This is a genomic window from Mycolicibacterium hodleri (assembly GCF_025822245.1).
Classification (GTDB): domain Bacteria; phylum Actinomycetota; class Actinomycetes; order Mycobacteriales; family Mycobacteriaceae; genus Mycobacterium; species Mycobacterium hodleri.
The window spans coordinates 35006-56808 of record NZ_JACKTL010000013.1; the positions used below are offsets into that span (position 1 = coordinate 35006).

Genomic DNA, 21803 nt, shown 5'->3' on the forward strand with positions numbered 1-21803 from the left:
GGCTCCCCCACATGGGTGTCGCCGCCTAACCTTCGCCGGTCTCCATGCGCAGGTCGTACACGTAGGCCGCATCACCTTTGCGGCTCACCCATGCGCCCACCGGTGGCAGCGCGCCGGTTCCGGCGCCGTCGAAGGGGCGGCTCAACACCTGTCCCGTCGGATCGACTACGCACCAACCGAAGTCGGGTAGACGCCGACAGAACAACTCCAGGTCGACCCGACGGTAGACCAACTCGTCCTCGGGCGACTCGCGCTCTCGCCTGAACTCGTAGGCCACGCCGTCGCCACGACGGACGAAGCGGATGCTCATCGGACTAGTGTCCCCGGGATGAGCGAGTCGCATCCGAGGAGGGCCACCCACGACGACGTCGAGGGCATTCGACGACTCGTCGCGGCCGCCTTCGGCAAGTACGTCGACCGGATCGGCAGGCCACCGGCGCCGATGTCCGCCGACTACGCGGAACTGCTTGAGACGTCCAGGGTCTGGGTGGTCGACCACCGCGACGAGATCGTCGGCGTCCTCGTCACGCAGGCCCAGCCCAACCACCTGCTGCTCGACGTCGTCGCCGTCGCGCCGACGGCCCAGGGTGGCGGCCACGGGCGGGTCCTGCTGTCGAGGGCCGACCAAGACGCACGGGAACAGGACCTGAAGGAAATTCGGCTGTGCACCAACCAGGCGATGACGGAGAACCTCGAGTTCTATCCCCGACAGGGCTTCCGCGAGACCAGTCGCGGCGTCCAAGACGGCTATCACCGCGTGTTCTTTGCCAAGGCAGTGCTCGCCGACGGCCCGCCGTCCCCCACCATCGAGGAGTGAATCCATGCCCATCACCGTGACCCACACCGACACGATCGCCGTCCTCGACCTTGGCGACGACGAGAACCGATTCTCGCTGGACTTCCTCGACGAACTCGAGGGTCGGATCGCCGAGGTCGTCTCGGCGGGGGCCGGCGGGCTGGTCACCACCGGGACGGGGAAGTTCTACTCCAACGGTCTGGACCTCGACTGGCTGTTGGCGCACGGCGACCAGATGCAGTCCTACGTCGGACGCGTCCACGCCCTGTTCTCCCGCGTGCTGACGTGTCCGATGCCGACCGCCGCCGCACTCAACGGGCACGCCTTCGGTGCGGGCGCGATGCTCGCGGTGGCCCACGACTACCGCGTCATGCGTAGCGATCGAGGCTTCTTCTGCTTCCCCGAGGTGGACATCCGCATCCCGTTCACCCCGGGCATGGCCGCGCTGATCCAGGCCAAGCTGACCCCGGCGGCCGCCGTGGCGTCAATGACCACCGGACGGCGTTTCGGCGGCGGCGACGCACTGACCGTCCGCATCGTCGACGCGACCGCCGCCGATGACTCCGTCGTGGGCGACGCGGTCGCCCTGCTTTCGCCTCTCGGCGGGAAGGACCCCGGGACGCTGGGAGCCATCAAGGCCACGATGTACGGCCCGGCCGTCGCCGCGCTCGCGTCCTAGGTCATAGCGGGGTAGGTCTGCCGAAGCTGGCCCACACTCCTGGCGAGTACAGCCCGCGGAGTGGTTCGCCCACCGGTTCCACGCCACTGGCCGCGACCAGATCGTCGGCAAGTTCGACGATCCTGGCCGAGTGGAGGGGGAAGGGTACGTGCGCGTTGGGCACCCACCACGTGCGGCCGGCCTTGCGGGTGTGTGCGCCCCATCGCGCGGTGAGCCAGGTCTCGAGGGGAGTGGGGTCGACGAGCGGGCCCACCTCGACGCCGACCCTGCTGCGGAGTCCGCGGTGCGGAAGTCGTCGCACGCTGTCGTAGGTGATGCGTCGGCCCTCCCGGGTCATCCGCATCCGTGCCCACGTGTACGGCGTGCCCAGTGCCGTGCGGCTCACGGGCACGACGGCCAGCCGCGCGGTCTCCAACGACCGGAAGAGCACGCCGTGGCGGCCGTCGTCGTCGGTGGAGTACAGCCGCACGTTGGTCTCGAGGAACCGCCCAAAGTAGGGAATCGCGCGCGGAATGCCCAGCGACAGTTGGCTCATCGCGAACGGCACCAGACCCACGTACGTCACGCCGGCGCCGAACACGTCCGGCCGGGCGCCGTCGGGAAACATGTGCGCGACGGCGCCCGGGTCCACCGGCCAGTGCACGAAGGTCAGATCACCCCAGAATTGGCGGGTGAACACCGGCCGCGGCACCGCAGGTGCCGTGACGGCGAATCCCTCGGGCAACGACTCGGACACGTTGCCCATCGTGTCACTAGCCGTTGGCGCCCCGACCGGTCTGCTGCTGCAGTTCGTCGATCAGATCCGACGCCGCCGCCTTCGTCAGGTCGTCGGGCACCTCCCGCCCGGCTTCCTGGGCCAACGTGTGCAGATAACTGCGTTGCGGACCGGTCATCGGCTCGTCACCGGTAACCCATTCCGACGTATCCTTCTCAGCTGTTTCGCTCGGCGCCTGCTGCGCATCGTCGCTCACTGACATCACCTCCAGGCACCGAATATCCGTCGCACGTCTGTTCGAAACCTGCCCGGCAGTTTCGGGTGGGTGACCCCGGGGCACCCGCCAGCAGTGCCCATCGACGAGGAACCCACGACCACCGACGACGACGTCAGGCTCGTCCGCCTGACGGCGGGCGGTCCGATGATGGTTCAGGGTCCCGTGCGCGTCGAGACGCCCGACGGCTCGACCGTCGAATCCGACAGGTTCATGGTGGCGATCTGCACCTGTCGACGCAGCAAGACCTACCCGCTGTGCGACACGAGCCACCGCAAGCGGCGCCGCTCCACCCCCTGAGACCTGGACCACAATGCGGCGTCGAGGCGGTTATCAGATGGCGCGACGGGTACGCAACTTGGGAAGGTGCACCCCGCGCCGAGACCCATCAACGCCGAAGGGGCGAACCCCATGAGTACCACCACGAATACCCTGATCGCACAATTGCGCGCGCTTCTCGACCTGACCAACACCGAGATTCAGGTCGCCGAAACACGCGTTGCCCAGGCCCGTACCGAGGCCGTCCGACGGGAGCTGACGCAGAACGCCGACAACGGACGGGACCGCGCCGAGGCCATCGAAAAGGCGATCCGCCAGCTGGGCGGCCGCCCCGACGTGATCGGCCCGTTCCTGGGACGCGCCGCCGCCGCCGTCAAGGCCCTGACCGAGCAGGCGCAGCCGTTCGACGAGGCGCTGCTGGGCGATCTCGCACTGGAGCACCAGCTCTTCGACCGGGCGCGCTACGTGAAGGCGCTCGCCGTTGCCGCGCAGGAGTCCGACGTCGAGGCCCTCGCCTCGCGACTCATCACCGCGCACTCCGCCACCGTGGACTGGCTGACCACCGTCCTCGCCGAGGACGCCCTCGGCGGGCCCGCCGCCCTGCGCCGCACGCCGCTGCAGGCCGCTGCCGGAACCGCCATCCAGCTGGTCAACGTGCCGGTCAACTGGTCGGTCCGCAGCCTGGACAAGGCCGTCGACACCGTGCGCGCCACGCCGCTGGCCGTGAGTGAACTGATCAGCCGCGGCAAGCGCGTCGGCGACGTCGCGAGCAAGACCGTGACGGCGTCGCGTGACGCCGCACTGGAGACCGCGGAGGCCGTCATCCGCGACGGCGGCGCGGAGCGTGCCGCCGACGTCCTGCACTCCGCTCGCAGCGCCACCGGCGCCCTCGACGCCGACGAGCTGCCGGTCGACGGGTACGACGAGCTGAACGTGTCCGAGGCCGTGAGCGCCATCAAGGCACTCAGCAGCCCGGCCGACGTCCGCACGATCCTCGCCTACGAAGAGGCGCACAAGGCGCGTCAGGGCGTGGTGTCGGCGGCGCAGACCCGCATCGCCGCCATCGCCCAGGAAGTCGTCGGCATCAGCTGATCCCACGTACGTCGCAAAGCCCCGCGGTCCCACCCGGACCGCGGGGCTTTCGTCATGCGTTCTGCGGCAACCAATTTCGGACGACGGCTCGGTAGCCGTCGGGCTCGTCGCCGACCTTGACCCCCGCGTTGACCAGCTGGCTCTGGTACCCGGGGGTGAACATCCGGTACACCGACTCGGGGGCCACGGCGCTGGCCTCGTCCAGGATCTTCCGCAGCTCGGCGGGCAGCTCGAAGTCCAGGGCCGCCATCGTGGACCCGAGCTGGTCCGCGCTGCTCGCCCCGACGATCGCCGAGGAGATGCCGGGCTGAGTGGCCACCCAGTTGACGGCCACCTGCGCCATCGTCACGCCCAGTTGATTGGCGACCGACTCCAGCGGCTCGAGCAGACGCCAGTCCCGTTCCGTCAGGGGAAGTCCCGACCCGCCGGGGGTGCTCAGCCGCCCGTCGCCCGCAAGTCCCCGTGCGGCGTCGTGTCGGTACTTTCCGCTGAGGAAGCCACCGCCGAGGGGGCTCCACGCCGTGATCCCGTAGCCGAGTGTCTGCGCCATCGGCAGGTGCTCGACCTCGAGCTGTCGTTCGACCAGCGAGTAGGGCAACTGCAGGTTGATCATCGGCGTCAGCGACTGGGTTCGTGCCAACGTTTGCGCTTGCGCGGCATACCAACTCGGCACGTCGGACAACCCGGCGTAGCGGACCTTGCCCGCCCGAACCAGGTCGTCGAACGTGCGCAGCACTTCGTCGACCGGCGTCAGCCGATCCCAGGTGTGCAGCAGGAAGAGGTCGACGTAGTCGGTACCCAACCGGTGTAGCGAGTCCTCGAGTGCACGGATCATGTGCTTCCTGCCGTTTCCGCCTGCGTTCGGATCGCCGGGCGCCACGCTGTTGGTGAACTTGGTGGTCAGCACCACCCGGTCGCGCGCCTTCGCCTCGGCGACCAGCCTGCCGACGATCGTCTCGCTCTCGCCGGCGGTGTAGAAGTCCGCGGTGTCGACGAAGTTGCCGCCGTCGTCGAGGTAGCGGCGGAAGATCGGCCGGCTCTCGTCGAGAGTCTTGCCGTAGGCGGCGTGATAGCCGCCCGTGCCGAAGTTCATGGTGCCCAGGGCAAGCCGACTGACACGCAGGCCCGAGGTGCCGAGGAGGTAATACTGATCGAGTGCCATGACGTCAGCGTGCGCCGTAGGAAATGGACCCGCAAGTCCATAAATCGAGGCGACGTAATTGCGTGGCGTCCCGGCCGACGCCATCACTAGCATTCCCGGCATGGCTGCCGAAGACCTCGAGCTCATCGTGTTCGTCGGACCCACCGGTGACCACAACGAGCGTGGCATGGCGGGCGCGCCGATCGTCGGCCGGGAGCTGAGCCGGCGGCTTGGGCTGGAGCCCACCACGGTCGGCGACCCCCGACCCGCGACGTCGGCACCGTGGGAGTGCGCGCTTCCTGACGCCCTGCCCGGACTCACAGAGTTACGAGACATCCACGGCGGCATACTGACTCAGGGCCACATACCAGTCCTGGCGGCGTCGCGATGCGCCGCGTCCCTGGCGACGTTGCCGAACGTCGCGGAGCTGCGGCCAGACGCCGTCGTGGTGTGGTTCGACGCGCACGCCGATCTCAACACACCGGACGACTCGACGACGGGTTACCTCGGCGGTCTCGTCCTCAGTGCGGCCGTCGGCTGGTGGGATTCCGGTCTCGGATCGGGGCTCGCACCCGAGCGCATCGTGCTGGGCGGAAGCCGCGATCTGGACCCACCCGAACAAGCGTTGGTCGACGAGGGAACCATCAAGCTCGCCGCGGGCCCGCACCTGATGGACCAGCTCGACGGCTACGTGGGCGACTCACCCGTCTACGTTCACCTGGACTGCGACGTCCTCGAGCCAGGCACGGTCCCCACCGACTATCGGGTACCCGGTGGGCTTGGCCTCGACGACCTGGCGCACGTCGCGCGTCGACTGGGCCGCAACGAGGTCGTCGGCGTCGAGATCGCCGAATTCGAGGCCGCCGACCCCGACGACCACGCCGACTACGCCCGGCCACTCGTCGACGCCCTGACACCCCTGTGGACGCGATGGTCGTGAGAGGTTCCGGCACCGGACCACGCCGCCCTCTGATAGAAAGCAGAGATGGTCACGGGCAGCAGAGTCGCACGTCGTCGGCTCGTCCTGCCCGTGTTCGCCGCTGCCGCAACGTGCGCGCTCGGCCCGATCGGCGTCGCACGGGCCGCGCCGGTCTTCGACGTCGACGCCTACACCCAGTGCACCTCGACCACCGTGCCCGCTCCCGATCAGGACGCCGACGCCGTGATCAGCGCGTGTTGCGTCCAGAACGCGGGCGTACCCGCACCCACCAAGTTCGGAATGGGTTGCGCCGCACCGATGCGGGCCGACGCCGACCCCGACGAGCGGCCGCTGATCGTGCTCCCGGCACGCGCCCTCCCCGACGAGCAAGCCGACGCCGACCTCAACGGTCTGATCGACCTGCCCGTCCCCGAGCCGCTGCCCTAGCCTGCGGGCGGCGGAGGAGGCGGCGGCAGGATGAGACCGGGCGGCGGCGTCGGGCCGTCGGCGGGATCCGGCAGGAACTGCACCAATCCCGGCGGGATGACGGTCCCGGGCGGCGGCGCGGTGCCCGGCAACGGCTCACCGAGTTGCTGCTGAGGCGCCTGACCGAGGCCGCCGTAGGTCCTGCCGTCGCGCTGCAGGTCGATCCAGCGCCCGAACCAGATGCCCTTGCGAACGTCGGCGTTCTCGTCACCGGGGGCAACGCCGAACTGCGTCCCCTGCCCAGGCGCCGACGGCACGTCGTTGAGCTGCTGAGCGCCGTAAGCGTTGTTGAACACGTTGAGATTGGGAACGGTACCGGTGCCGCCGTTGGGTGCCTCGGGAACCGGGTTCTGGCCCAGCAGGCTGTTCTGGTCGAGACCCACCACCGCCGGTGCCCCTAGCGCACCGGGCACCGCGGGCGCGTTGTTCTGCGCGAGCACGTCGAGACCGGCCGGGCCCAGGTTCCCCAGCATCGGCACCGCGGGTCCGACCGGAGGGGCCGGAGGAGGCGGCGGCAGCGCCGGGTCGGCCGGGACCGGCAGCGGGCCGGGGGGAAGGTCGTCGGCCACGGCGGTCGCCGGGAAGGCGACCGCCGCTCCGACGGCAGCCAGGCCACACGCGGCGGCGATGATGCGATGTCGGTCAATCATTGCCATGTGCCTCGTTCTTCGATGTGTGGCCCGGAAGGTGTTGCGTCAGACGGACTTCGTGATGCCGTAGTAGGCCACCACGTCGTCGGTGTCCGTCGTCGAGCTGGTCAGCGTGGCGTAGGACCGCAGGAAGGACTGTCCGACGCAGCCGTCGACCTTGACGTGGGTGTCCTTGAGCGTCACGCGCACCGGGGCGGCCTTGAAGCTCTTCTTGTCCACGGTGACCGTGGAGACCGTGCCCGGCTTGGGGTGAATCTCGATGGTGCCGGACAGCGGGAACGAGACGCCGCCGATGCCGAGACCGGTGAGGCTGCCGCCGGTGACACCGATTCCCGCGTTGACGGTGACGCCGGCCTGTCCGATGAGGCGGACCTGGCCGAGCTCGATGCCGCAGCCGATCTGGTAGCCGGCCTCGAGCGTGCCACCGTTCAGCGTGGTCTTGCCCTTGCCCGTCACCGTGCCCGTGAAGGTGCCACCCACCAGGTATTCGCGGGACGACAGCGCCGTGGTCAGCGGTGCGATGGGAAGTTCGGTCTCGTTGGATGCCGCGACGGTCAGCGTCCACCCGTCCGGGGTGGTGACGACGCCCGGTTCGGACGAGCCGACGATTCCGTTGTCCGGCGGCGGGCCGGGGTCACCGATCGGTGCGACGGCTGGGTCCGGCGGCGGCGGGTCGGCCAGCGCGACCGGCGCGGCGCCCATCGAGAACAGCATGCAAGCCGTAGCCAGCAGGGGAACACGATTGAACATGGATAAGCCTTTCGAGTTTCGGAGTGGGCGGCCGGCTACTAGACGGACTTGGTGACGCCGAGGTAGGTGATGACGTCGTCGGTGTTGTCAGTCGAGCTGGTCAACGTGGCGTAGGAGCGAATGAACGACTGTCCCGCGCACTGGTCGGTCTTGACGCGCACCCCGGTGAGGGTGATGCGGGTCGAGGTTCCCTTGAAGGACTTCTTGTCGAGCGCGACGGTGGTGACCGTGCCCGGCTTCAGGTACACCTTGCCCTGGAGGCTGATTCCCGCGCTGAACGAGGGGGCGCCCAATGCTCCCAATCCGGGCGTGATGCTCGCACCGGGGTTGATCTCCGTCTCGTCGGAGATGATGCCGCAGCCGATCTGCTCACCGGCCTCCATGCTTCCGCCGGCCAGCTTCGTCTTGCCGCCGCCGGTGATCGTGCCGGTGAACGTGCCCGAGATGAGGTACTCGCGTGACGAGATGGCCGTGGTCAGCGGTGCCACCGGCAGCTGAGTCTCGTTGCTACCGACGACCGTAAGCGTCCATCCGTCGGGGGTGTTCAGGATGCCGGGGGCGGCCGAGGGAACGGCTCCGGTGTCCGGCGGGGGAACGGGCGCGCCGACGGGCTGCACGGCCGGGTCCGGTGCCGGCGGATCGGCTAGCGCAATGGGCGCCGTCCCGACCGGGATGGCAATGCAAACAGCTGCCAGCGTCGCAAAACGGTTCAACATGAGTGAATCGGCGCCTCTCGTGGTCGAAATCTCAAGCACATAACGGATCTGTCGCGGCGAAGCATCCAATGGCCGGGTTGCCGTGCGGTGAACGGAAGGCCAACGGTTGCCATTCCATTTCCGTCCAGCGTGCGTTGGTTGACGAGCACGGAAGGCGTTGAATTGCAGGAGAATTGCCCTGCCAACGAGCTCACAGGGTCGGTTCGTCCGATGGATCGGTGTTGGATGCCGGCAATTGGCCGTCCGTTCACCATTTGGACACGTGCCTGTCCGACCGTGATGACCGACGACACCCGGGAGACGGGACCGTCGGCGCGGTTGTGGGCCGCTAATCGAACACCATGGAGGAAGTCTTGACGTCATCCGGCGTGTGGAAGCGAGCAGCAGCGGTGTCCGCGATCTCTCTGGGCATGGGATTGGCCTTCGTGCCAACGGCCTTCGCCGACGAAGACCCCCCTCAGGATCCCGGGGTGGCCGTCGACGCCGTGCCGATGTCCGACGGCGCCGCCCCCGCCGCCGTCGTGGCGTGCGGCAACTTCGCTCAAGCACTCGACGGTGCGGCGACCTACTACGGAGAGTTCTCCGACTCGTTCGAGGGCTCGGACTACAACGACCCTGCCGTGCAGAGCAGCAACCAGGTCGGCCGGACCGCCCTGCGCCAAGCCGCGGGCGTGGCGATGGACTCGGCGAACACCCCGGGACTCGACCCGAGCGTGGCCGATCCGATGAGGGCGTGGTCGGCCGACGCCACCAAGCTCCTCCTGAAGATGGCACTGCGCATCCCCGGCGACAGCCTGAACTCGACGGCGACCGAGATGAACAACGACGCCACCAACGCGCAGCAGGCCTGCGCTGCGGCGGGCACGCATGCCTGACGACCGGTAATGCGTTTTACTGCAAGCCTTTTCGCCATTGCGGCCGCGTCGATGCTGGTGCTCTCCTCGTGTTCGACCGAGGCCACGCCACCGCCCGGGCCGCCGGAACTGGTCCCCGCCAACGCCCTTGACGGGGTTCTACTGAGCGCCGATCAGGTGAACTCCGCGGTGGGCACCACCGGGATGACCGCGCACCCGCGCGTCGAGGTGATGAGCGATCACCGCAATCTGCTGCCCAACCTGAATTGCCTTGGCATCTGGCAGGTCAACGAGGCCGGCGTCTACGGCAAGGACGGCTGGATCGCCCTGCGCCAGGAGCTGTTGCGATCGCCGGACACCGACGCCTGGAACACCCTGGTCGTGCAATCCGTCGTCAACTACCCGTCGACCGACGCCGCCCGCGCCTTCTTCACCCAGTCGGCGGACCGCTGGTCGAAGTGCACCAACCACAACGTCAACATCACCCTCAACGACCAACCACTGCCCAAGTGGCGCAGCGGCGCGCTCTCCACGACTGACGACAAACTGGCCATCCCGTTCACCCGGGGTGACGCCAACGGGGTCGCCTCCTGCCAACGCGTACTTGCCGTCGACGACAACGTGATCGTCGACGTCCAGGCGTGCAAGCGTGATCTGGGCACCGTCACCGCCGCCTCGGCCGTGGCCGACGCGATCGTGGCCAAGCTCCCGCGCTAGCGGCTAACCGATCCCGATCCCGCCCCCGAAACGGAATCCGCCGTCGTCCCCGTTCGGGCAGGCGACGTCGACGTAGACGGTCGTGAACGTGCCGTCGGTCGGCGCGAGGTGGCCGGGGTCGTTGACACTCGTCACCCAGCAGTCCGACAGCGGCTTGGTGTCGTAACCGGTGACCCAGTTGATTTGGACGTTGTATCCCTGAGCCTGCAAGTCGGCGACGGCGGCATCCGCGGACTGGCCCGCGAGCGACGACGGATCGGCCGCTGCGGCCGGCGCACAGACGAGCGCACCGGCCACAGCAAAGGCCGTCCACACGCCGTACCGCAACGCACCGAGCACACTTCGAGAGTACGCCGGGTGCGTAGGTTCGCCCAGGTCACACAGCCCAGGTGCGCTGACAAGGCGAGTTGTATAAGATTCCTAAGAGCCGCGTGGCGCTGCCAGTTCGACGCCAGTCCCGCGTGCCGCGGAGCACTCCGCAGGTCCAGCAGAGGGCCAACCACTCGTGCACTTCATCGTGGGGGTCTCTCTCGTGCCGACATCAGTCAACTCGTCCCAGGTCGCCGGTCTGAGCACCGGAAACGGTCTTCCGAACGTCGTCATCACCGGCGTCGCCATGACGACGTCGGTCGCCGCCGGCGCCGACGACACCTGGAAGGCCTTGCTCGACGGGCAGAGCGGCATCCGCCTGCTCGACGATCCGTACGTCGAGGAGTTCAACCTGCCGGTCCGCATCGGCGGTCACCTGCACGAGGACTTCGAGGCCGATCTGACCCGCATCGAGAAGCGGCGCCTGGGCTACGTGCAGAGGATGTCCACCGTGCTGGGCCGACGGGTGTGGGAGAACGCCGGCAACCCCGAGGTGGACACCAACCGTCTGGCGGTGTCCATCGGCACCGGCATGGGCGCCACCGAGGCGCTCGTCTTCGCATGGGACGACATGCGCGAGCGCGGCATGGCCGCGGTGTCGCCGCTCGCGGTCCAGATGTACATGCCCAACGGGCCAGCGGCCGCCGTCGGCCTCGACCGGCACGCCAAGGCCGGCGTCATCACGCCGGTGTCGGCGTGCGCGTCCGGATCCGAGGGCATCGCCCAGGCGTGGCGACAGATCGTCCTCGGCGAGGCCGACATCGCGGTCTGCGGTGGCGTGGAGAACCGGATCGAGGCGGTGCCGATCGCCGCGTTCGCGCAGATGCGCATCGTGCTGTCCAACACCAACGACGACCCGGAGGGCGCCTGCCGCCCATTCGACGTCGACCGCAACGGCTTCGTCTTCGGCGAGGGCGGGGCCCTGATGGTGATCGAGACCGAGGAGCACGCGAAGGCCCGCGGCGCGAACATCATTGGCCGGTTGATGGGCGCCAGCATCACCTCCGACGGCTTCCACATCGTGGCGCCGGACCCCAACGGTGAACGCGCCGGGCACGCGATGACCCGCGCGGTCCAACTGGCCGGGCTGACGCCGGGCGACATCGACCACGTCAACGCCCACGCCACCGGTACCAAGGTCGGCGACGTGGCCGAGGCTGCGGCCATCAACCGCGCCATCGGCAACTCCGCGGCGGTCTACGCACCCAAGTCGGCGTTGGGTCACTCGGTGGGCGCCGCGGGCGCCGTCGAGTCGGTCCTGACCGTGCTGGCGTTGCGCGACGGCGTCGTCCCGCCGACGCTCAACCTGACCAACCTCGATCCCGAGGTCGACCTGGACGTGGTCGCGGGTGAACCCCGTACCGGCAACTACCAGTACGCCATCAGCAACTCGTTCGGTTTCGGCGGACACAACGTCGCGCTCGCCTTCGGAAGGTACTGACCACCCCGGACGACCCAGAACCCCGTCGCGAGAGGCGTATTCGCAGCCCATGGCATTGAAGACCGACATCCGCGGGATGCATCACGAATACCCCGACTACTTCGAGGTGGGACGCGAGAAGATCCGCGAGTTCGCCGCCGCCATCAAGTGCGACGATCCCGCCAGCCTCGACGAGAAGGCCGCCGCCGAACTGGGCTACCCCGGACTGGTCGCACCGGCCACGTTCATGACGTTGTTCGCGATCCTCGCCCAGAAGGACTTCTTCAGAACCGTCGACGTCGGCCTCGAATCGATGCAGATCGTTCAGGTCGACCAGAAGTTCGTCTACAAGCGGCCGGTGGTGGCGGGTGACCGGCTGTGGTGCCACTTCGACATCGTGTCCGTGCAGGAGCGGTTCGGCGCAGACATCGTCGTCAGCAAGAACACCTGTATTCACGACGACGGTGACATCGTGATGGAGGCCTACACCACCCTGATGGGCCAGCAGGGCGAGAACTCCGCGAAGATCGACTTCCTCTAGGTGGCGTTCGGGTTCTCCAGGACCAGTGCGACGCCTTGGCCGGACCCGATGCAGACGCCGACGACCCCGTAGCGCGCATTGCGCTCGCGCAGTTCGGTGGCCAACGTCAGGACGTAACGCGTCCCGGTCGCGCCGAACGGATGCCCGATGGCGACCGCTCCCCCGTTGGGCGTCAGCTTCTCGTCGGGGACGACGAAGCCGTCCAATTGATTTGGCAGTTCACGCACCACGCCCAGCGCCTGGGCGCTGAACGCCTCGTGCACCTCCCACACGTCGACCTGATCCGGCGTCAGCCCGGCCCGCTTGATCGCGAGCGGAATCGCCCAGGCGGGCGCGAGCCCCATGACGAGCGGATCGATGCCGTACACGGCTGAGGACACCACGCGCGCAAGGGGTTCCACGCCGAGCTCCGCGGCGCGTTCCCCCGAGGCGATGACGATCGCGCTGGCGCCGTCGGTCAGCGGCGTCGAGTTGGCCGCGGTCATCTGGGTGGTGCCCGGCTGAGCCGGGAGCTTGGCCAACGACTCGGCGGTGGTGTCGTCGCGGATGAACTCGTCGTGGGAGAACACGACCTCCGGAGTCTTGCGCGTCGCCGGGATGGTCACCGGCATGATCTCCTTGGCCAGCCGACCGGAATCGCGGGCCGCCTTGGCATTTCGTTGCGAGCGCAACGCGAACGCGTCGATCTCCTCGCGGGTCAACCCGTACCGGTCGGCGACGTTCTGCGCGGTCTCGATCATCGCGATGTAGGCGTTGCGGGCCAGCAGCGCGGGGTTGGGTGGCCCACCCGCACCGGCCCACATGGTGTCCAGCATGAAGACCGGGCCCCGGGGACTGAACGCGGCGTCCCCCTTCATCAACGCCCATCCGGAGCGCGACATCGACTCGACGCCGCACGCGATGCCGACGCCGAGATCGCCCGCCTTGATGGCGTGGCTGACGTTGACCGTGGCGCTCAGCGACGACCCGCAGAAGCGGTTGATCGTCGCCCCGGCCACGCTGTCGGGAAAGCCGGCCGCCAGCGCCGCCCATCGGCCGACGTCGCCCATCCCCTCGTGTGCCGGGTTCACGCAGCCGGCGACGATGTCCTCGACCGCACCGAGTTCGACCCCCACCCGCTCGCAGGCGCCCTTCATGGTCATTCCGAGCAAGTCGTCGGTGCGAAAGTGGGACAGGGAGCTGCCGTAGCGAGCGAAGGGCGTCCGCACGCCACCGAGGATGAACGCATCAGCCATTGGTTTAGCCTGGACCGATCTCGCGGCGGTGTCAACGGCGTCGACGCTCCGCCCACCCGCTATGGAAGGTGAACCATGACCGACGGTCAAAGCACCACGCATGCACAGCTTTTCGACCTCACCGGCAAGCGTGCGCTGGTGACCGGAGGCACCAGGGGCATCGGCCTGATGATCGCCCGGGGTCTGCTGCAGGCGGGCGCCCGCGTCGTCGTCAGCTCACGCAAGGCCGACGCGTGCGAGCGGGCGCGCGAGGAGCTCTCGGAGTTCGGGGACGTGACGGCCATTGCCGCCGACCTCTCCACGCACGACGAATGTCGGCGGCTGGCCGGCCTGGTCACCGCGGAGTCCGACGGCCTCGACATCCTGGTCAACAACGCGGGTGCGACGTGGGGCGAGCCGCTGGAGACGTTCCCGGATTCGGCCTGGGACAAGGTGCTCGACCTCAACCTCAAGTCCCCCTTCTGGCTCGTCCAGGCGCTGCTGCCCGCGCTGCGAGCCGCGGGGACCGCCGACGATCCGGCCCGCATCGTCAACGTGGGCAGCATCGACGGCATCCGCGTCAGCCAACTGCCCGTCTACTCCTACGCCAGCAGCAAGGCCGCGCTGCACCAGTTGACGCGCGTGCTCGCCCGCGAACTGGGGCCGCAACACATCACCGTCAACGCGGTGGCGCCGGGACCGTTTCCGTCCAAGATGATGGCGGCAACGCTCGACGCGTTCGGCGACGCCATCGCCGCGTCGGCCCCGTTGCGCCGCATCGGCCGGGCCGACGACATGGCCGGCGTCGCCGTGTTCCTGGCCAGCCGGGCCGGGTCCTACCTGACCGGGACGGTCATCCCCGTCGACGGCGGGATCGCCACGACCGCGTCTGGTTAGGCGCCCGTCTGCCGCGGCTTCTTCTGCCACGGCCACCGGCCGGTGATCTCCAGTTCGAGGGAGAAGCTCAGGAACGTCCGGATGGCCACGATGCCGGCCAGCACGGCGACGCTCTGCGCGTTCGGCGTCACCGCCACCGTGCGGATGATGTCGGCGGCGACCAGGAACTCCAGCCCCAGCAGGATCGTGCGGCCGAGCGTCTCCCGAAAGAAGCGGTAGGTGTCCGGCGACTTGCGCACGAGCCGGCCGACGGCGATGCCTCCCGCCACGACGGCGCCGACCGCGATGATCGCCACCCCGACGCCGTCGATCACCTTGCCGACCAGTTCGACGCTCTCGATGAACCCCACGACACCGACGCTAGCCGTCGGGCAGCATGGCGGGGGTGGCAACCAGCGAACAGCGCGACGGCGTGGACCTGACCAACCTCGACGAGCCGTTGACCCCCGAGGCCGACGCCACCAAGCGCGACCTGGTCGACTACCTCGACGCCGTCGCCGACCGGCTGCTGCCCGGGCTGACCGACCGGCCGCTCACGGTGTTGCGGGTACTACGCGGCCGGGCGCCGTTCATGCAGAAGAACGTGCCCAAGTACACCCCGGACTGGGTTCGCACCACGACGATCTGGGCGGAGGCATCCCACCGGGAGGTGCACTACGCGCTGTGCAACGACCGCCGAACGCTGCTGTGGCTGGCCAATCAACGCGCCGTGGAGTATCACCCCACGCTGGGACTGGCCGAGAACATCTATCGCCCAACGCATTTGATCCTCGACCTCGACCCGCCCGGTGACGACGACTTCGCCGCCGTGGTCGCGGTGGCACATCTGGTACGCCAGGCGCTCGCCGACAGTGGGCTCGCCGGTGCGGTGAAGACCAGCGGCGCCAAGGGCGTTCACGTCTTCGTGCCGGTCGACGACGCCGCCCCGGTCGAAGACGTCGCCGCCGCGACGCGCGCACTGGCCGCGCGCACCGAGGCACTCGACCCCGACCTGGCGACCACGGCGTTCATCGTGGAGGACCGCGCGGGGAAGGTGTTCGTGGACTCGACGCGCGCCGGCGGGGCGACCGTCGCGGCGGCATACAGCCCGCGACTGCGGCCGGGGACGCCGGTCTCGTTTCCCCTGGCCTGGTCCGACCTCGACCGAGTCTCCCCCGCCGACTTCACCGTTCACACCGCGCTGGGCGTCCTCGACGGACGTGACCCGTGGCAGGACTCGATGCCCGCGCCGCAACGGTTGCCGAACGATCTCGTCGAGCAGGGTCGGACCATCCCCGTCGCCCGGGTGGCGGCGATGCACGAGGGCAAGCGCCGGGCTCGTGCCCGCCGCACCGCGGACGACTAGGGGACGGTCCGTCCTAGGTCACTCCGCGACGAAGTACATCCGCTTGTTGACGAATTCGTCCATGCCCAGCGGACCGAGCTCGCGGCCGAAACCGCTGCGCTTCACCCCGCCGAACGGGACCTCCTGGCCCTCGTTGGCCGGAGTGTTGACGTTGGCCATGCCCGACTCGAGGCGCTGGGCGATCTTCTCCGCGCGCTCGGTGTCGGTGCTGAACACCGCACCACCGAGCCCGTAGTCGGTGTCGTTGGCCAGCTTCAGGGCCTCGTCGTCGCTGGACACCGCGTACACCACCGCGACGGGTCCGAACAGTTCCTCGCGGTAGGCGCGCATCTCCGGGGTGATGCCGGTGAGCACCGCCGGGGAGTAGTAGGCCGCGGGGCCCTCGCCGAGCACGCCGCCGGCATGCAGCGTCGCCCCCTTGGAGACGGCGTCCTGCACCTGCTCGTCCAGGATCTCGGCGGCCTTGCGCGACGACAGCGGGGCGAAGGTGCCGTCTGCCGACTCGGCCGGGTCGCCGGGCTTGAGGTCCTTCGCCCGCTCGACGAGTCGCTCGACGAAGGGTTCGAAGATGTCCTCGGTGACGATCATTCGCTTGTTGGAGTTGCAGGCCTGACCGGTGTTGCCAATCCGGGTGTCCCACGCGAGGTCTGCCGACGCCTTGACGTCGTCGGAGTCGAGCACGACGTAGGGGTCGGAGCCACCGAGCTCGAGCACGCACTTCTTCAGGTTGCGGCCGGCGATCGACGCTACCACCGAGCCGGCGCGCTCCGACCCGGTGAGCGAGACCCCGACGACGCGACGGTCGCCGATGATCTTCTCGATCTGGCCGTAGGACGCGAAGATGTTGGTGTACACCCCCTTCGGGATGCCTGCTTCATCCATGAGCTCCTGCACGGCCAGCGCCGACTTGGGCACTGACTCGGCGTGCTTGAGGATGATCGTGTTGCCCAGCACCAGGTTTGGGGCTGCGAAACGGGCGATCTGATAGAACGGGTAGTTCCAGGGCATGATGCCCAGCAGCGGCCCGATGGGTAGCCGCTGCACGTACGCCTTGCCCTTGGCGAAGGTCTTGATCTCCTGGTCGGCGGCCAGGCTCGGGCCCTCCGAGGCGAAGTACTCGAAGATGTCGCCGCAGAAGTCGGCCTCGTCGACCGATTCCTGCAGTGGCTTGCCCATCTCCTCGGTGGCGATGGCGCCGAGGCGTGCCGAGTTCTCCTTGAACAGTTCGGCCACCCGGGTGACGATGCGGGCCCGCTCGGCGATCGGCAGGTCGCGCCAGGAGCGGAACGCCGCGTCGGACGCCGCCAGGGCGGACTCGATCTCGGCCTCGGTGGCGAAGTCGAACGACTCACCGACGTCGCCGGTGGCGGGATTGACCACCCGGTAGGTGGGCTGAGTCGAAACGGTCGCGGTCATGATGGGAACTCCCTCGGTAGTGAGTAGCGCCACCCCAATCTAGTCACCGCGGAAGTGCTTCGCCGCCGGATCGACCGACACGCGTCGCCCGCTACGGCCGTGGGCCGTTGCCAGCTAACTCCGGCGTTCGCGTCCCAGCAGGAATGACGCGCAGGCGATCGAGATGGCCACGAACATCACCACGGCCAAGGGCACGGCCGTGTGCTCGCCGCCCATGCCGACCACCGGAGACACCAGCGCACCGAGACCGAACTGCAGGGCGCCCAGCACGGCCGACGCCGACCCGGCGACCCCGGCTACGCCGCCGAGGGCGAGCGCGGTGGCGTTGCCGAACACCAGCCCGAGACTCGACACGGCGACCCACAGCGGGACCGCCAACAGCCACGCGGGCGCCCCGACCGCCACGATGACGACGATCGCGACCACGGCGGCCAGACACACCGCGAGCCCGGTTCCGGCCAGCCCTCGGATGGAGCGGCTGCCGGCCAGTCGGGCCGAGACGGCGCTGACCGCGGCGAGCCCAAGGGCGTTGACTCCGAACGCGATTCCGTACTGCACTTCGCTGAAACCGATCATCACCTGGTAGACGAAGGGCGACGCGGAGATGTAGGCCATCATGGTGGCGAAGGCGAATGCGAAGGCCAGTGCATTGCCCAGGTACACGCGCGAGCCCAGGGCGCGCAGTGCCGACGGCGACCCGTCGCGGTCGGCTCGGGCCTTCGCCCGCCGTCCGGCGGTGTGGGTTTCGCGGACCACGGCGACGACGCCGACGAACATGGCGGCGACGATGGCGAAGACCACCCACAGCACACCCCGCCACCCCAGGGGACCGACGAGCACGCTGCCCAGCACGGGCGCCACCACGGGCGCGATGCCGCCGACGAGCATCATCAGGCTGAAGGCCCGCGCGGCGGCGGCCCCGACGGCCAGATCGGAGATGATCGCCCGGCCGATCACCATGCCCGCGGCACCGGTGACGCCTTGAGCGAACCTGGCCGCGACCAACACCTCCACCGTGGGCGCGAGCGCCGTTGCGGCGCTGGCGACCAGGCACAGCAGAGACCCCACCACGAGCGGAGTCATCCGGCCGAACCGGTCCGAAAGCGGACCGAAGAGCAACTGCCCCAACGCGATTCCGACGAGAAACGCGGTCAGGGTCAACTGGACCGACGTGGCCGTGGTGCCCAGGTCGGTCGTCATCGTCGGGAACGCCGAGAGATACAGGTCGGTCGCGAAGGGCGCCACCGCGGACAGCAGCGCCAGCACGAGCAGCAATGGCCCGGTGATCGCCGGTCGGGACTCCTCGGGTGTGAGCAGTCGTTCCATCTGTTCGGCGTTGCCTGCCGTCGTCGTCATGTCACGTCCTCGAAGTAGCTATGTTGAGGTAACTATACATACATAACTTCCTCGGCGTAAGGTCGACGGCATGAGCCGCGCCGTCGCCCCAGCTCCCGTCACCGAGGACGAGTCGGCCCTGGCCGATCTGGCCGACGCGGTCATGCACGCGGCCCGACTGATCCGGTCCTGGGATCAGTCCGCCGAGACCGTCGTGCCGCTGTCGACCGTCGAGGCGGCGGTGCTCGAGTACGTCGACCGCCACCCCGGCTGCCGGCCCAGCGACGTGGCTCGTGAACTCCGGATGCGCAGCAGCAACTTCAGCGCGGCGCTGCGGGTCCTGGAGAAGCAGGGGTTCGTCGAGCGGAGCGACGACCCGTCCGACGGCCGTACCGCCAACCTCGCCGTCACCGCCCTCGCCAAGCGCAACATCGACGTCATCCGGTCCCGGCGGGCCGCGTTGCTCGCCGCCGCACTCGGCGCCGACCGGCCCCGGGTCGACGACGCCCGCGAGCTTCTGGACCGATTGCGAAACCGCGAGTGAACCGCCGTCAGTCCGGCATGGCCGCGACGATGTGCTCCGCGGTGAACGGCATGCTGCGCACCCGCACGCCGATCGCGTCGTAGACGGCGTTGGCGATGGCGGCCCCGGTGGGACCCTGCGCGGTCTCGCCGACCCCCAACGACGGATTCCCGTTGTCGGGCAACAACTCCACGTCGACGGCGGGAACCTCGGAGAACGTCAGGATCGGGTAGGTCTCCCACGTGTCACTGGTGACGGACCGGTCGTCGAAGCGGACCTGCTCCCGCAGCGCCCAACTGGTCGCCTGGATGGCGCCGCCCTCGATCTGGTTCTCCGCCCCGTCGGGGTTGACCACCAGCCCGGCATCCACCGCGAGAGTCAGCCGACGGACCCGCACCTCGCTGGTGGCCTCCACCTCGGCGACCACCGCGCAGTAGGCGCTGGTGTTCTTGTACCGGGCATAGGCGATCCCGCGACCGAGGGATTCCGCGGGCGTCCACTCGGCCCAGCCAGACCGTCGGACGACCGCCTCGACCACTGCACGCCCGCGTGGGTCGGCCAGGTGGGCGAGGCGGTACTCGACCGGATCGCGCCCCGCGGCGACGGCGAGTTCGTCCATGAACGACTCAATCGCGAAGACGTTGACGAACGCCCCCAGCGAGCGCAGCGCCGAGGTGCGCAACGGCATCACCGACAGCAAATGATTCACCACCCGATGATGAGGAAAGGCGTAGCCAGGCACGGCGTTTCGCGCAGCACCACCGCCGTTCTCCAGCGGCGGCTCGCCGGCCGGTCCGATCGGCTCACCACCCTCGCGGTGACTCGCCGCGAGCAGACCGACGGCCCGGACGAAGCCCGGCCGGGTGACGTGACCGTTGCCCCAGACGTCGTGGCGCCACGTCCGCACGGCCCCGTCGCCGTCGACCTCGGCGGCGATCCGCACGACCGCAGCGGGTCCGAAGGGCGCCCATCCGAGTTCGTCGGGACGCGACCACACCACCTGCACGGGACGACCGGGCACCGCCAGCGCCAGCAGTGCCGCATCCAGCGCGACGTCGTCGGCGCCGTTGTGCCCGTAGCACCCCGACCCCGCGACGTGCTGCACCCGAATCCGATCCTCGGCCAGGCCCAGCGCCCTCGCGAGTTCCCGGCGCAGGAGGTAGACGCCCTGGCTGTGCGTCCACACCTCGAGAACCTGCTCGTCGTCGCGGGTGGTGACCAGTGCGGTGGCGGTGGACGGTCCCATCGCCGCATGGGCCAGATAGGGCCGGTCGTAGCGGGCTTCGTGAAAGCCGTTGTCCCGAGCTGGATCCGGGTCCGCTCCACCGGTGTCGGCGACCACCGTGCTGACCGCGGGAGCCGCCGTCAGGAACGTGGGCAGATCCGATTCGTCGGGCAGCGTCGCCCGCTCCTCCCACGTCGCGTCGGCTCGGATGTATTCCGCCGCCGTCAGCGCGACCTCCTCCCGTTCTGCGACCACACCGAGGAAGTCGCCGTCGCGGACGACGGTCATGACGCCCGGCAGCGCCAACGCCCTTGCGGTGTCGACCGATTGCAGCGCGGCGGACCGTGAGGGCGGTCTGACGACGCGGCCGTAGAGCATCCCCGGCAACGCGAGGTCGTGGGCGAACCGCGGCCGCCCGGCCAGCTTGTCGGGCAGGTCGAGCCGGGGGGCCCGCGTTCCGACGATCCGACGATCGGCCGCCGCCTTGGTCGGCACCGCGCCGGTCACGCGGCGGTGCAGCAGACCCTCGCGCGTCAGCTCCCAGTAGGTCGTCGTCCGACCGTCGGGTGCGGTGACGGCGCCGTCAATCACCGTCAGCAGATCGGCGGACACCTGCCACAGCTCCGCCGCCGCGTCGAGGTGGACGGCCCTGGCCTCGGCCGCGGCCAACCTCAGCGCGGCCCCCGAGTGCTGGATGGACAGGCTGCCTGCGGTGTACCCCTCGTCGGGGCTGACGCCCGTCGCCGCCGCCGTCATGCGCACCCGCGCGAGGTCGACGTCCAACTCCTCGGCAACGATCTGCGCCAGCGCGGTCAGCACGCCCTGCCCGAGTTCGACCTTGCCGGAACGCACCTCGACGACTCCGTCGGGCAGGAGGCGCAGCCAGTCGTCGACCATGGGGTTGGCCACGATCGAGATCGGAAGGCCGTCGACCGCGACGGTGGTCACCGGTTCCTCTCCCGCAGTTCTGCGGCGGCGGACAGCACCGCGCGCACGATCCGGTTGTGGGCGCCGCACCGGCACAGGTTGCCATCCAGCGCTCGGCGCACCTCGTCGGCCGACGGGTCGGCGTTGTCCCCGAGGAGGGCGACGGCGGAGACCACGATCCCGGAGATGCAGTAACCGCACTGTGCGGCCTGGCCCTCGACGACCGCCGTGGCCACCGGGTGCGGATCCTCGGGCGAACTCAGCCCCTCGATCGTGGTGATCTCGCGGCCCTCGAGGCTGCCGACGGGGACGTCGCACGAGTAGCTGGGCCGGCCGTCGACGAGGACCATGCACGACCCGCACAGCGCCAGGCCGCAGCCGAATCGGGTTCCCTTCAGCCCCAAGTGGTTCCGCAGCACGTACAGCAGCGCGGTCTCGGGTTCGGTCGCGACCTGCTCGAGTTTGCCGTTGACCGACACGGCGGTCATGGTTGTCTCCACATCGTTCCATCGTCCTCCCGTTC

27 protein-coding genes are annotated in these 21803 nt (G+C 69.2%); 13 read left to right on the plus strand and 14 right to left on the minus strand.

All coding sequences use genetic code 11. The annotated features are described in order from the left end of the window. Positions 1-25: 25 nt before the first annotated feature. Complete coding sequence (locus H7J06_RS03230) at positions 26-310, minus strand: hypothetical protein (RefSeq protein WP_264036943.1); 285 nt, start codon at positions 308-310, stop codon at positions 26-28. 18 nt (positions 311-328) lie between these two features. On the opposite strand from H7J06_RS03230, the gene H7J06_RS03235 reads away from it, so the two are divergent. Together H7J06_RS03235 and H7J06_RS03240 are read left to right on the plus strand one after the other, a co-directional pair. Next, positions 329-817, plus strand: coding sequence for a GNAT family N-acetyltransferase (locus tag H7J06_RS03235; RefSeq protein WP_264036945.1), 489 nt, complete (start codon positions 329-331; stop codon positions 815-817). Positions 818-821: 4 nt separating this feature from the next. Continuing rightward, on the plus strand, positions 822-1475 hold the full coding sequence (locus H7J06_RS03240; RefSeq protein ID WP_264036948.1) for an enoyl-CoA hydratase-related protein: 654 nt from the start codon (positions 822-824) through the stop codon (positions 1473-1475). Between the two features lies 1 nt (position 1476). On the opposite strand, the gene H7J06_RS03245 is transcribed toward H7J06_RS03240, so the two are convergent. Both H7J06_RS03245 and H7J06_RS03250 read right to left on the minus strand, forming a co-directional pair. Further along, positions 1477-2220 (minus strand): YqjF family protein, encoded by a 744-nt coding sequence (locus H7J06_RS03245; protein WP_372515223.1) that lies wholly within the window; start codon positions 2218-2220, stop codon positions 1477-1479. 7 nt (positions 2221-2227) lie between these two features. Further along, entirely contained in the window at positions 2228-2446 is a 219-nt protein-coding gene (locus H7J06_RS03250) for a DUF3072 domain-containing protein (RefSeq protein ID WP_264036952.1), read from the minus strand. Positions 2447-2611: 165 nt separating this feature from the next. Here H7J06_RS03250 and H7J06_RS03255 point away from each other — a divergent pair, with 165 nt between their 5' ends. Both H7J06_RS03255 and H7J06_RS03260 read left to right on the plus strand, forming a co-directional pair. Beyond that, positions 2612-2764 (plus strand): CDGSH iron-sulfur domain-containing protein, encoded by a 153-nt coding sequence (locus H7J06_RS03255; RefSeq protein ID WP_264037011.1) that lies wholly within the window; start codon positions 2612-2614, stop codon positions 2762-2764. Between the two features lie 111 nt (positions 2765-2875). Further along, a complete protein-coding gene (locus H7J06_RS03260; protein ID WP_264036953.1) occupies positions 2876-3835 on the plus strand; it encodes a ferritin-like domain-containing protein in 960 nt (319 codons plus the stop codon). A 52-nt stretch (positions 3836-3887) separates the two neighbouring features. Here the strand turns inward: H7J06_RS03260 and H7J06_RS03265 are convergent, their stop codons facing one another. Next, complete coding sequence (locus tag H7J06_RS03265; protein WP_264036955.1) at positions 3888-4997, minus strand: aldo/keto reductase; 1110 nt, start codon at positions 4995-4997, stop codon at positions 3888-3890. Between the two features lie 100 nt (positions 4998-5097). Between H7J06_RS03265 and H7J06_RS03270 the strand changes: the two genes are divergently transcribed. Together H7J06_RS03270 and H7J06_RS03275 are read left to right on the plus strand one after the other, a co-directional pair. Beyond that, a complete protein-coding gene (locus H7J06_RS03270; RefSeq protein ID WP_264036957.1) occupies positions 5098-5916 on the plus strand; it encodes an arginase family protein in 819 nt (272 codons plus the stop codon). A gap of 45 nt (positions 5917-5961) precedes the next feature. Next, positions 5962-6342, plus strand: coding sequence for a hypothetical protein (locus tag H7J06_RS03275; protein ID WP_264036959.1), 381 nt, complete (start codon positions 5962-5964; stop codon positions 6340-6342). On the opposite strand, the gene H7J06_RS03280 is transcribed toward H7J06_RS03275, so the two are convergent. Genes H7J06_RS03280 through H7J06_RS03290 form a run of 3 tightly spaced genes read right to left on the minus strand, consistent with a single transcriptional unit; the run spans position 6339 to position 8497 of the window. Continuing rightward, positions 6339-7037: a hypothetical protein gene (locus H7J06_RS03280; RefSeq protein WP_264036961.1), complete on the minus strand. Its 699-nt coding sequence runs from the start codon at positions 7035-7037 to the stop codon at positions 6339-6341. The genes H7J06_RS03275 and H7J06_RS03280 overlap by 4 nt on opposite strands. A gap of 39 nt (positions 7038-7076) precedes the next feature. Next, on the minus strand, positions 7077-7781 hold the full coding sequence (locus tag H7J06_RS03285) for an MspA family porin (protein ID WP_264036963.1): 705 nt from the start codon (positions 7779-7781) through the stop codon (positions 7077-7079). A gap of 38 nt (positions 7782-7819) precedes the next feature. Next, positions 7820-8497 carry an MspA family porin gene (locus H7J06_RS03290; RefSeq protein ID WP_264036965.1) on the minus strand — a complete coding sequence of 226 codons (678 nt, stop codon included), beginning with the start codon at positions 8495-8497 and terminating at the stop codon, positions 7820-7822. A gap of 341 nt (positions 8498-8838) precedes the next feature. On the opposite strand from H7J06_RS03290, the gene H7J06_RS03295 reads away from it, so the two are divergent. Continuing rightward, positions 8839-9372, plus strand: a complete 534-nt coding sequence (locus tag H7J06_RS03295) for an Rv2240c family protein (protein ID WP_372515224.1) — start codon at positions 8839-8841, stop codon at positions 9370-9372. 9 nt (positions 9373-9381) lie between these two features. Further along, positions 9382-10068, plus strand: coding sequence for a sensor domain-containing protein (locus H7J06_RS03300; protein ID WP_264036966.1), 687 nt, complete (start codon positions 9382-9384; stop codon positions 10066-10068). Between the two features lie 3 nt (positions 10069-10071). Here the strand turns inward: H7J06_RS03300 and H7J06_RS03305 are convergent, their stop codons facing one another. Beyond that, complete coding sequence (locus H7J06_RS03305; RefSeq protein WP_264036968.1) at positions 10072-10407, minus strand: hypothetical protein; 336 nt, start codon at positions 10405-10407, stop codon at positions 10072-10074. A 193-nt stretch (positions 10408-10600) separates the two neighbouring features. Here H7J06_RS03305 and kasB point away from each other — a divergent pair, with 193 nt between their 5' ends. Further along, positions 10601-11878 (plus strand): 3-oxoacyl-ACP synthase KasB, encoded by a 1278-nt coding sequence (gene kasB, locus H7J06_RS03310; RefSeq protein ID WP_308205687.1) that lies wholly within the window; start codon positions 10601-10603, stop codon positions 11876-11878. 49 nt (positions 11879-11927) lie between these two features. Continuing rightward, positions 11928-12398 carry a (3R)-hydroxyacyl-ACP dehydratase subunit HadC gene (gene hadC, locus H7J06_RS03315; RefSeq protein ID WP_264036970.1) on the plus strand — a complete coding sequence of 157 codons (471 nt, stop codon included), beginning with the start codon at positions 11928-11930 and terminating at the stop codon, positions 12396-12398. Here the strand turns inward: hadC and H7J06_RS03320 are convergent. Then, entirely contained in the window at positions 12395-13633 is a 1239-nt protein-coding gene (locus H7J06_RS03320) for a thiolase family protein (protein WP_264036971.1), read from the minus strand. The two genes, hadC and H7J06_RS03320, sit on opposite strands and share 4 nt — an antisense overlap. A gap of 75 nt (positions 13634-13708) precedes the next feature. Between H7J06_RS03320 and H7J06_RS03325 the strand changes: the two genes are divergently transcribed. Next, positions 13709-14509, plus strand: coding sequence for an SDR family oxidoreductase (locus tag H7J06_RS03325; RefSeq protein WP_264036973.1), 801 nt, complete (start codon positions 13709-13711; stop codon positions 14507-14509). On the opposite strand, the gene H7J06_RS03330 is transcribed toward H7J06_RS03325, so the two are convergent. Further along, positions 14506-14859 carry a DUF1622 domain-containing protein gene (locus tag H7J06_RS03330; RefSeq protein WP_264036975.1) on the minus strand — a complete coding sequence of 118 codons (354 nt, stop codon included), beginning with the start codon at positions 14857-14859 and terminating at the stop codon, positions 14506-14508. The two genes, H7J06_RS03325 and H7J06_RS03330, sit on opposite strands and share 4 nt — an antisense overlap. 35 nt (positions 14860-14894) lie before the next feature. Here H7J06_RS03330 and H7J06_RS03335 point away from each other — a divergent pair, with 35 nt between their 5' ends. Further along, positions 14895-15854 (plus strand): DNA polymerase domain-containing protein, encoded by a 960-nt coding sequence (locus H7J06_RS03335; RefSeq protein WP_264036977.1) that lies wholly within the window; start codon positions 14895-14897, stop codon positions 15852-15854. A gap of 18 nt (positions 15855-15872) precedes the next feature. Here H7J06_RS03335 and H7J06_RS03340 read toward each other — a convergent pair whose 3' ends face one another. Continuing rightward, positions 15873-17270 carry an NAD-dependent succinate-semialdehyde dehydrogenase gene (locus H7J06_RS03340; protein WP_264036979.1) on the minus strand — a complete coding sequence of 466 codons (1398 nt, stop codon included), beginning with the start codon at positions 17268-17270 and terminating at the stop codon, positions 15873-15875. A 114-nt stretch (positions 17271-17384) separates the two neighbouring features. Beyond that, a complete protein-coding gene (locus tag H7J06_RS03345; RefSeq protein WP_308205688.1) occupies positions 17385-18626 on the minus strand; it encodes a multidrug effflux MFS transporter in 1242 nt (413 codons plus the stop codon). Between the two features lie 70 nt (positions 18627-18696). Here H7J06_RS03345 and H7J06_RS03350 point away from each other — a divergent pair, with 70 nt between their 5' ends. Further along, on the plus strand, positions 18697-19149 hold the full coding sequence (locus tag H7J06_RS03350; RefSeq protein WP_264036981.1) for a MarR family winged helix-turn-helix transcriptional regulator: 453 nt from the start codon (positions 18697-18699) through the stop codon (positions 19147-19149). A 7-nt stretch (positions 19150-19156) separates the two neighbouring features. Here the strand turns inward: H7J06_RS03350 and H7J06_RS03355 are convergent, their stop codons facing one another. Then, positions 19157-21301 carry a xanthine dehydrogenase family protein molybdopterin-binding subunit gene (locus H7J06_RS03355; protein WP_264036983.1) on the minus strand — a complete coding sequence of 715 codons (2145 nt, stop codon included), beginning with the start codon at positions 21299-21301 and terminating at the stop codon, positions 19157-19159. Further along, entirely contained in the window at positions 21298-21768 is a 471-nt protein-coding gene (locus H7J06_RS03360) for a (2Fe-2S)-binding protein (RefSeq protein ID WP_264036985.1), read from the minus strand. The genes H7J06_RS03355 and H7J06_RS03360 overlap by 4 nt, the downstream gene beginning before the upstream one ends. Positions 21769-21803 lie beyond the last annotated feature (35 nt).

Excerpts from the sequence above, each read along its gene's own strand:
- H7J06_RS03235 (WP_264036945.1), top strand. The coding sequence starts at position 329 with ATGAGCGAGTCGCATCCGAGGAGGGCCACCCACGACGACGTCGAGGGC.
- H7J06_RS03275 (WP_264036959.1), top strand. The coding sequence starts at position 5,962 with ATGGTCACGGGCAGCAGAGTCGCACGTCGTCGGCTCGTCCTGCCCGTG.
- H7J06_RS03240 (WP_264036948.1), top strand. The coding sequence starts at position 822 with ATGCCCATCACCGTGACCCACACCGACACGATCGCCGTCCTCGACCTT.
- H7J06_RS03320 (WP_264036971.1), bottom strand. The coding sequence starts at position 13,633 with ATGGCTGATGCGTTCATCCTCGGTGGCGTGCGGACGCCCTTCGCTCGC.
- H7J06_RS03265 (WP_264036955.1), bottom strand. The coding sequence starts at position 4,997 with ATGGCACTCGATCAGTATTACCTCCTCGGCACCTCGGGCCTGCGTGTC.
- H7J06_RS03260 (WP_264036953.1), top strand. The coding sequence starts at position 2,876 with ATGAGTACCACCACGAATACCCTGATCGCACAATTGCGCGCGCTTCTC.
- H7J06_RS03360 (WP_264036985.1), bottom strand. The coding sequence starts at position 21,768 with ATGACCGCCGTGTCGGTCAACGGCAAACTCGAGCAGGTCGCGACCGAA.
- H7J06_RS03285 (WP_264036963.1), bottom strand. The coding sequence starts at position 7,781 with ATGTTCAATCGTGTTCCCCTGCTGGCTACGGCTTGCATGCTGTTCTCG.
- H7J06_RS03230 (WP_264036943.1), bottom strand. The coding sequence starts at position 310 with ATGAGCATCCGCTTCGTCCGTCGTGGCGACGGCGTGGCCTACGAGTTC.
- H7J06_RS03295 (WP_372515224.1), top strand. The coding sequence starts at position 8,839 with ATGGAGGAAGTCTTGACGTCATCCGGCGTGTGGAAGCGAGCAGCAGCG.
- H7J06_RS03290 (WP_264036965.1), bottom strand. The coding sequence starts at position 8,497 with ATGTTGAACCGTTTTGCGACGCTGGCAGCTGTTTGCATTGCCATCCCG.
- hadC (WP_264036970.1), top strand. The coding sequence starts at position 11,928 with ATGGCATTGAAGACCGACATCCGCGGGATGCATCACGAATACCCCGAC.
- H7J06_RS03325 (WP_264036973.1), top strand. The coding sequence starts at position 13,709 with ATGACCGACGGTCAAAGCACCACGCATGCACAGCTTTTCGACCTCACC.
- H7J06_RS03350 (WP_264036981.1), top strand. The coding sequence starts at position 18,697 with ATGAGCCGCGCCGTCGCCCCAGCTCCCGTCACCGAGGACGAGTCGGCC.
- H7J06_RS03300 (WP_264036966.1), top strand. The coding sequence starts at position 9,382 with ATGCGTTTTACTGCAAGCCTTTTCGCCATTGCGGCCGCGTCGATGCTG.
- H7J06_RS03255 (WP_264037011.1), top strand. The coding sequence starts at position 2,612 with ATGATGGTTCAGGGTCCCGTGCGCGTCGAGACGCCCGACGGCTCGACC.
- H7J06_RS03280 (WP_264036961.1), bottom strand. The coding sequence starts at position 7,037 with ATGGCAATGATTGACCGACATCGCATCATCGCCGCCGCGTGTGGCCTG.
- H7J06_RS03270 (WP_264036957.1), top strand. The coding sequence starts at position 5,098 with ATGGCTGCCGAAGACCTCGAGCTCATCGTGTTCGTCGGACCCACCGGT.
- H7J06_RS03245 (WP_372515223.1), bottom strand. The coding sequence starts at position 2,220 with ATGGGCAACGTGTCCGAGTCGTTGCCCGAGGGATTCGCCGTCACGGCA.
- H7J06_RS03345 (WP_308205688.1), bottom strand. The coding sequence starts at position 18,626 with ATGACGACGACGGCAGGCAACGCCGAACAGATGGAACGACTGCTCACA.
- H7J06_RS03340 (WP_264036979.1), bottom strand. The coding sequence starts at position 17,270 with ATGACCGCGACCGTTTCGACTCAGCCCACCTACCGGGTGGTCAATCCC.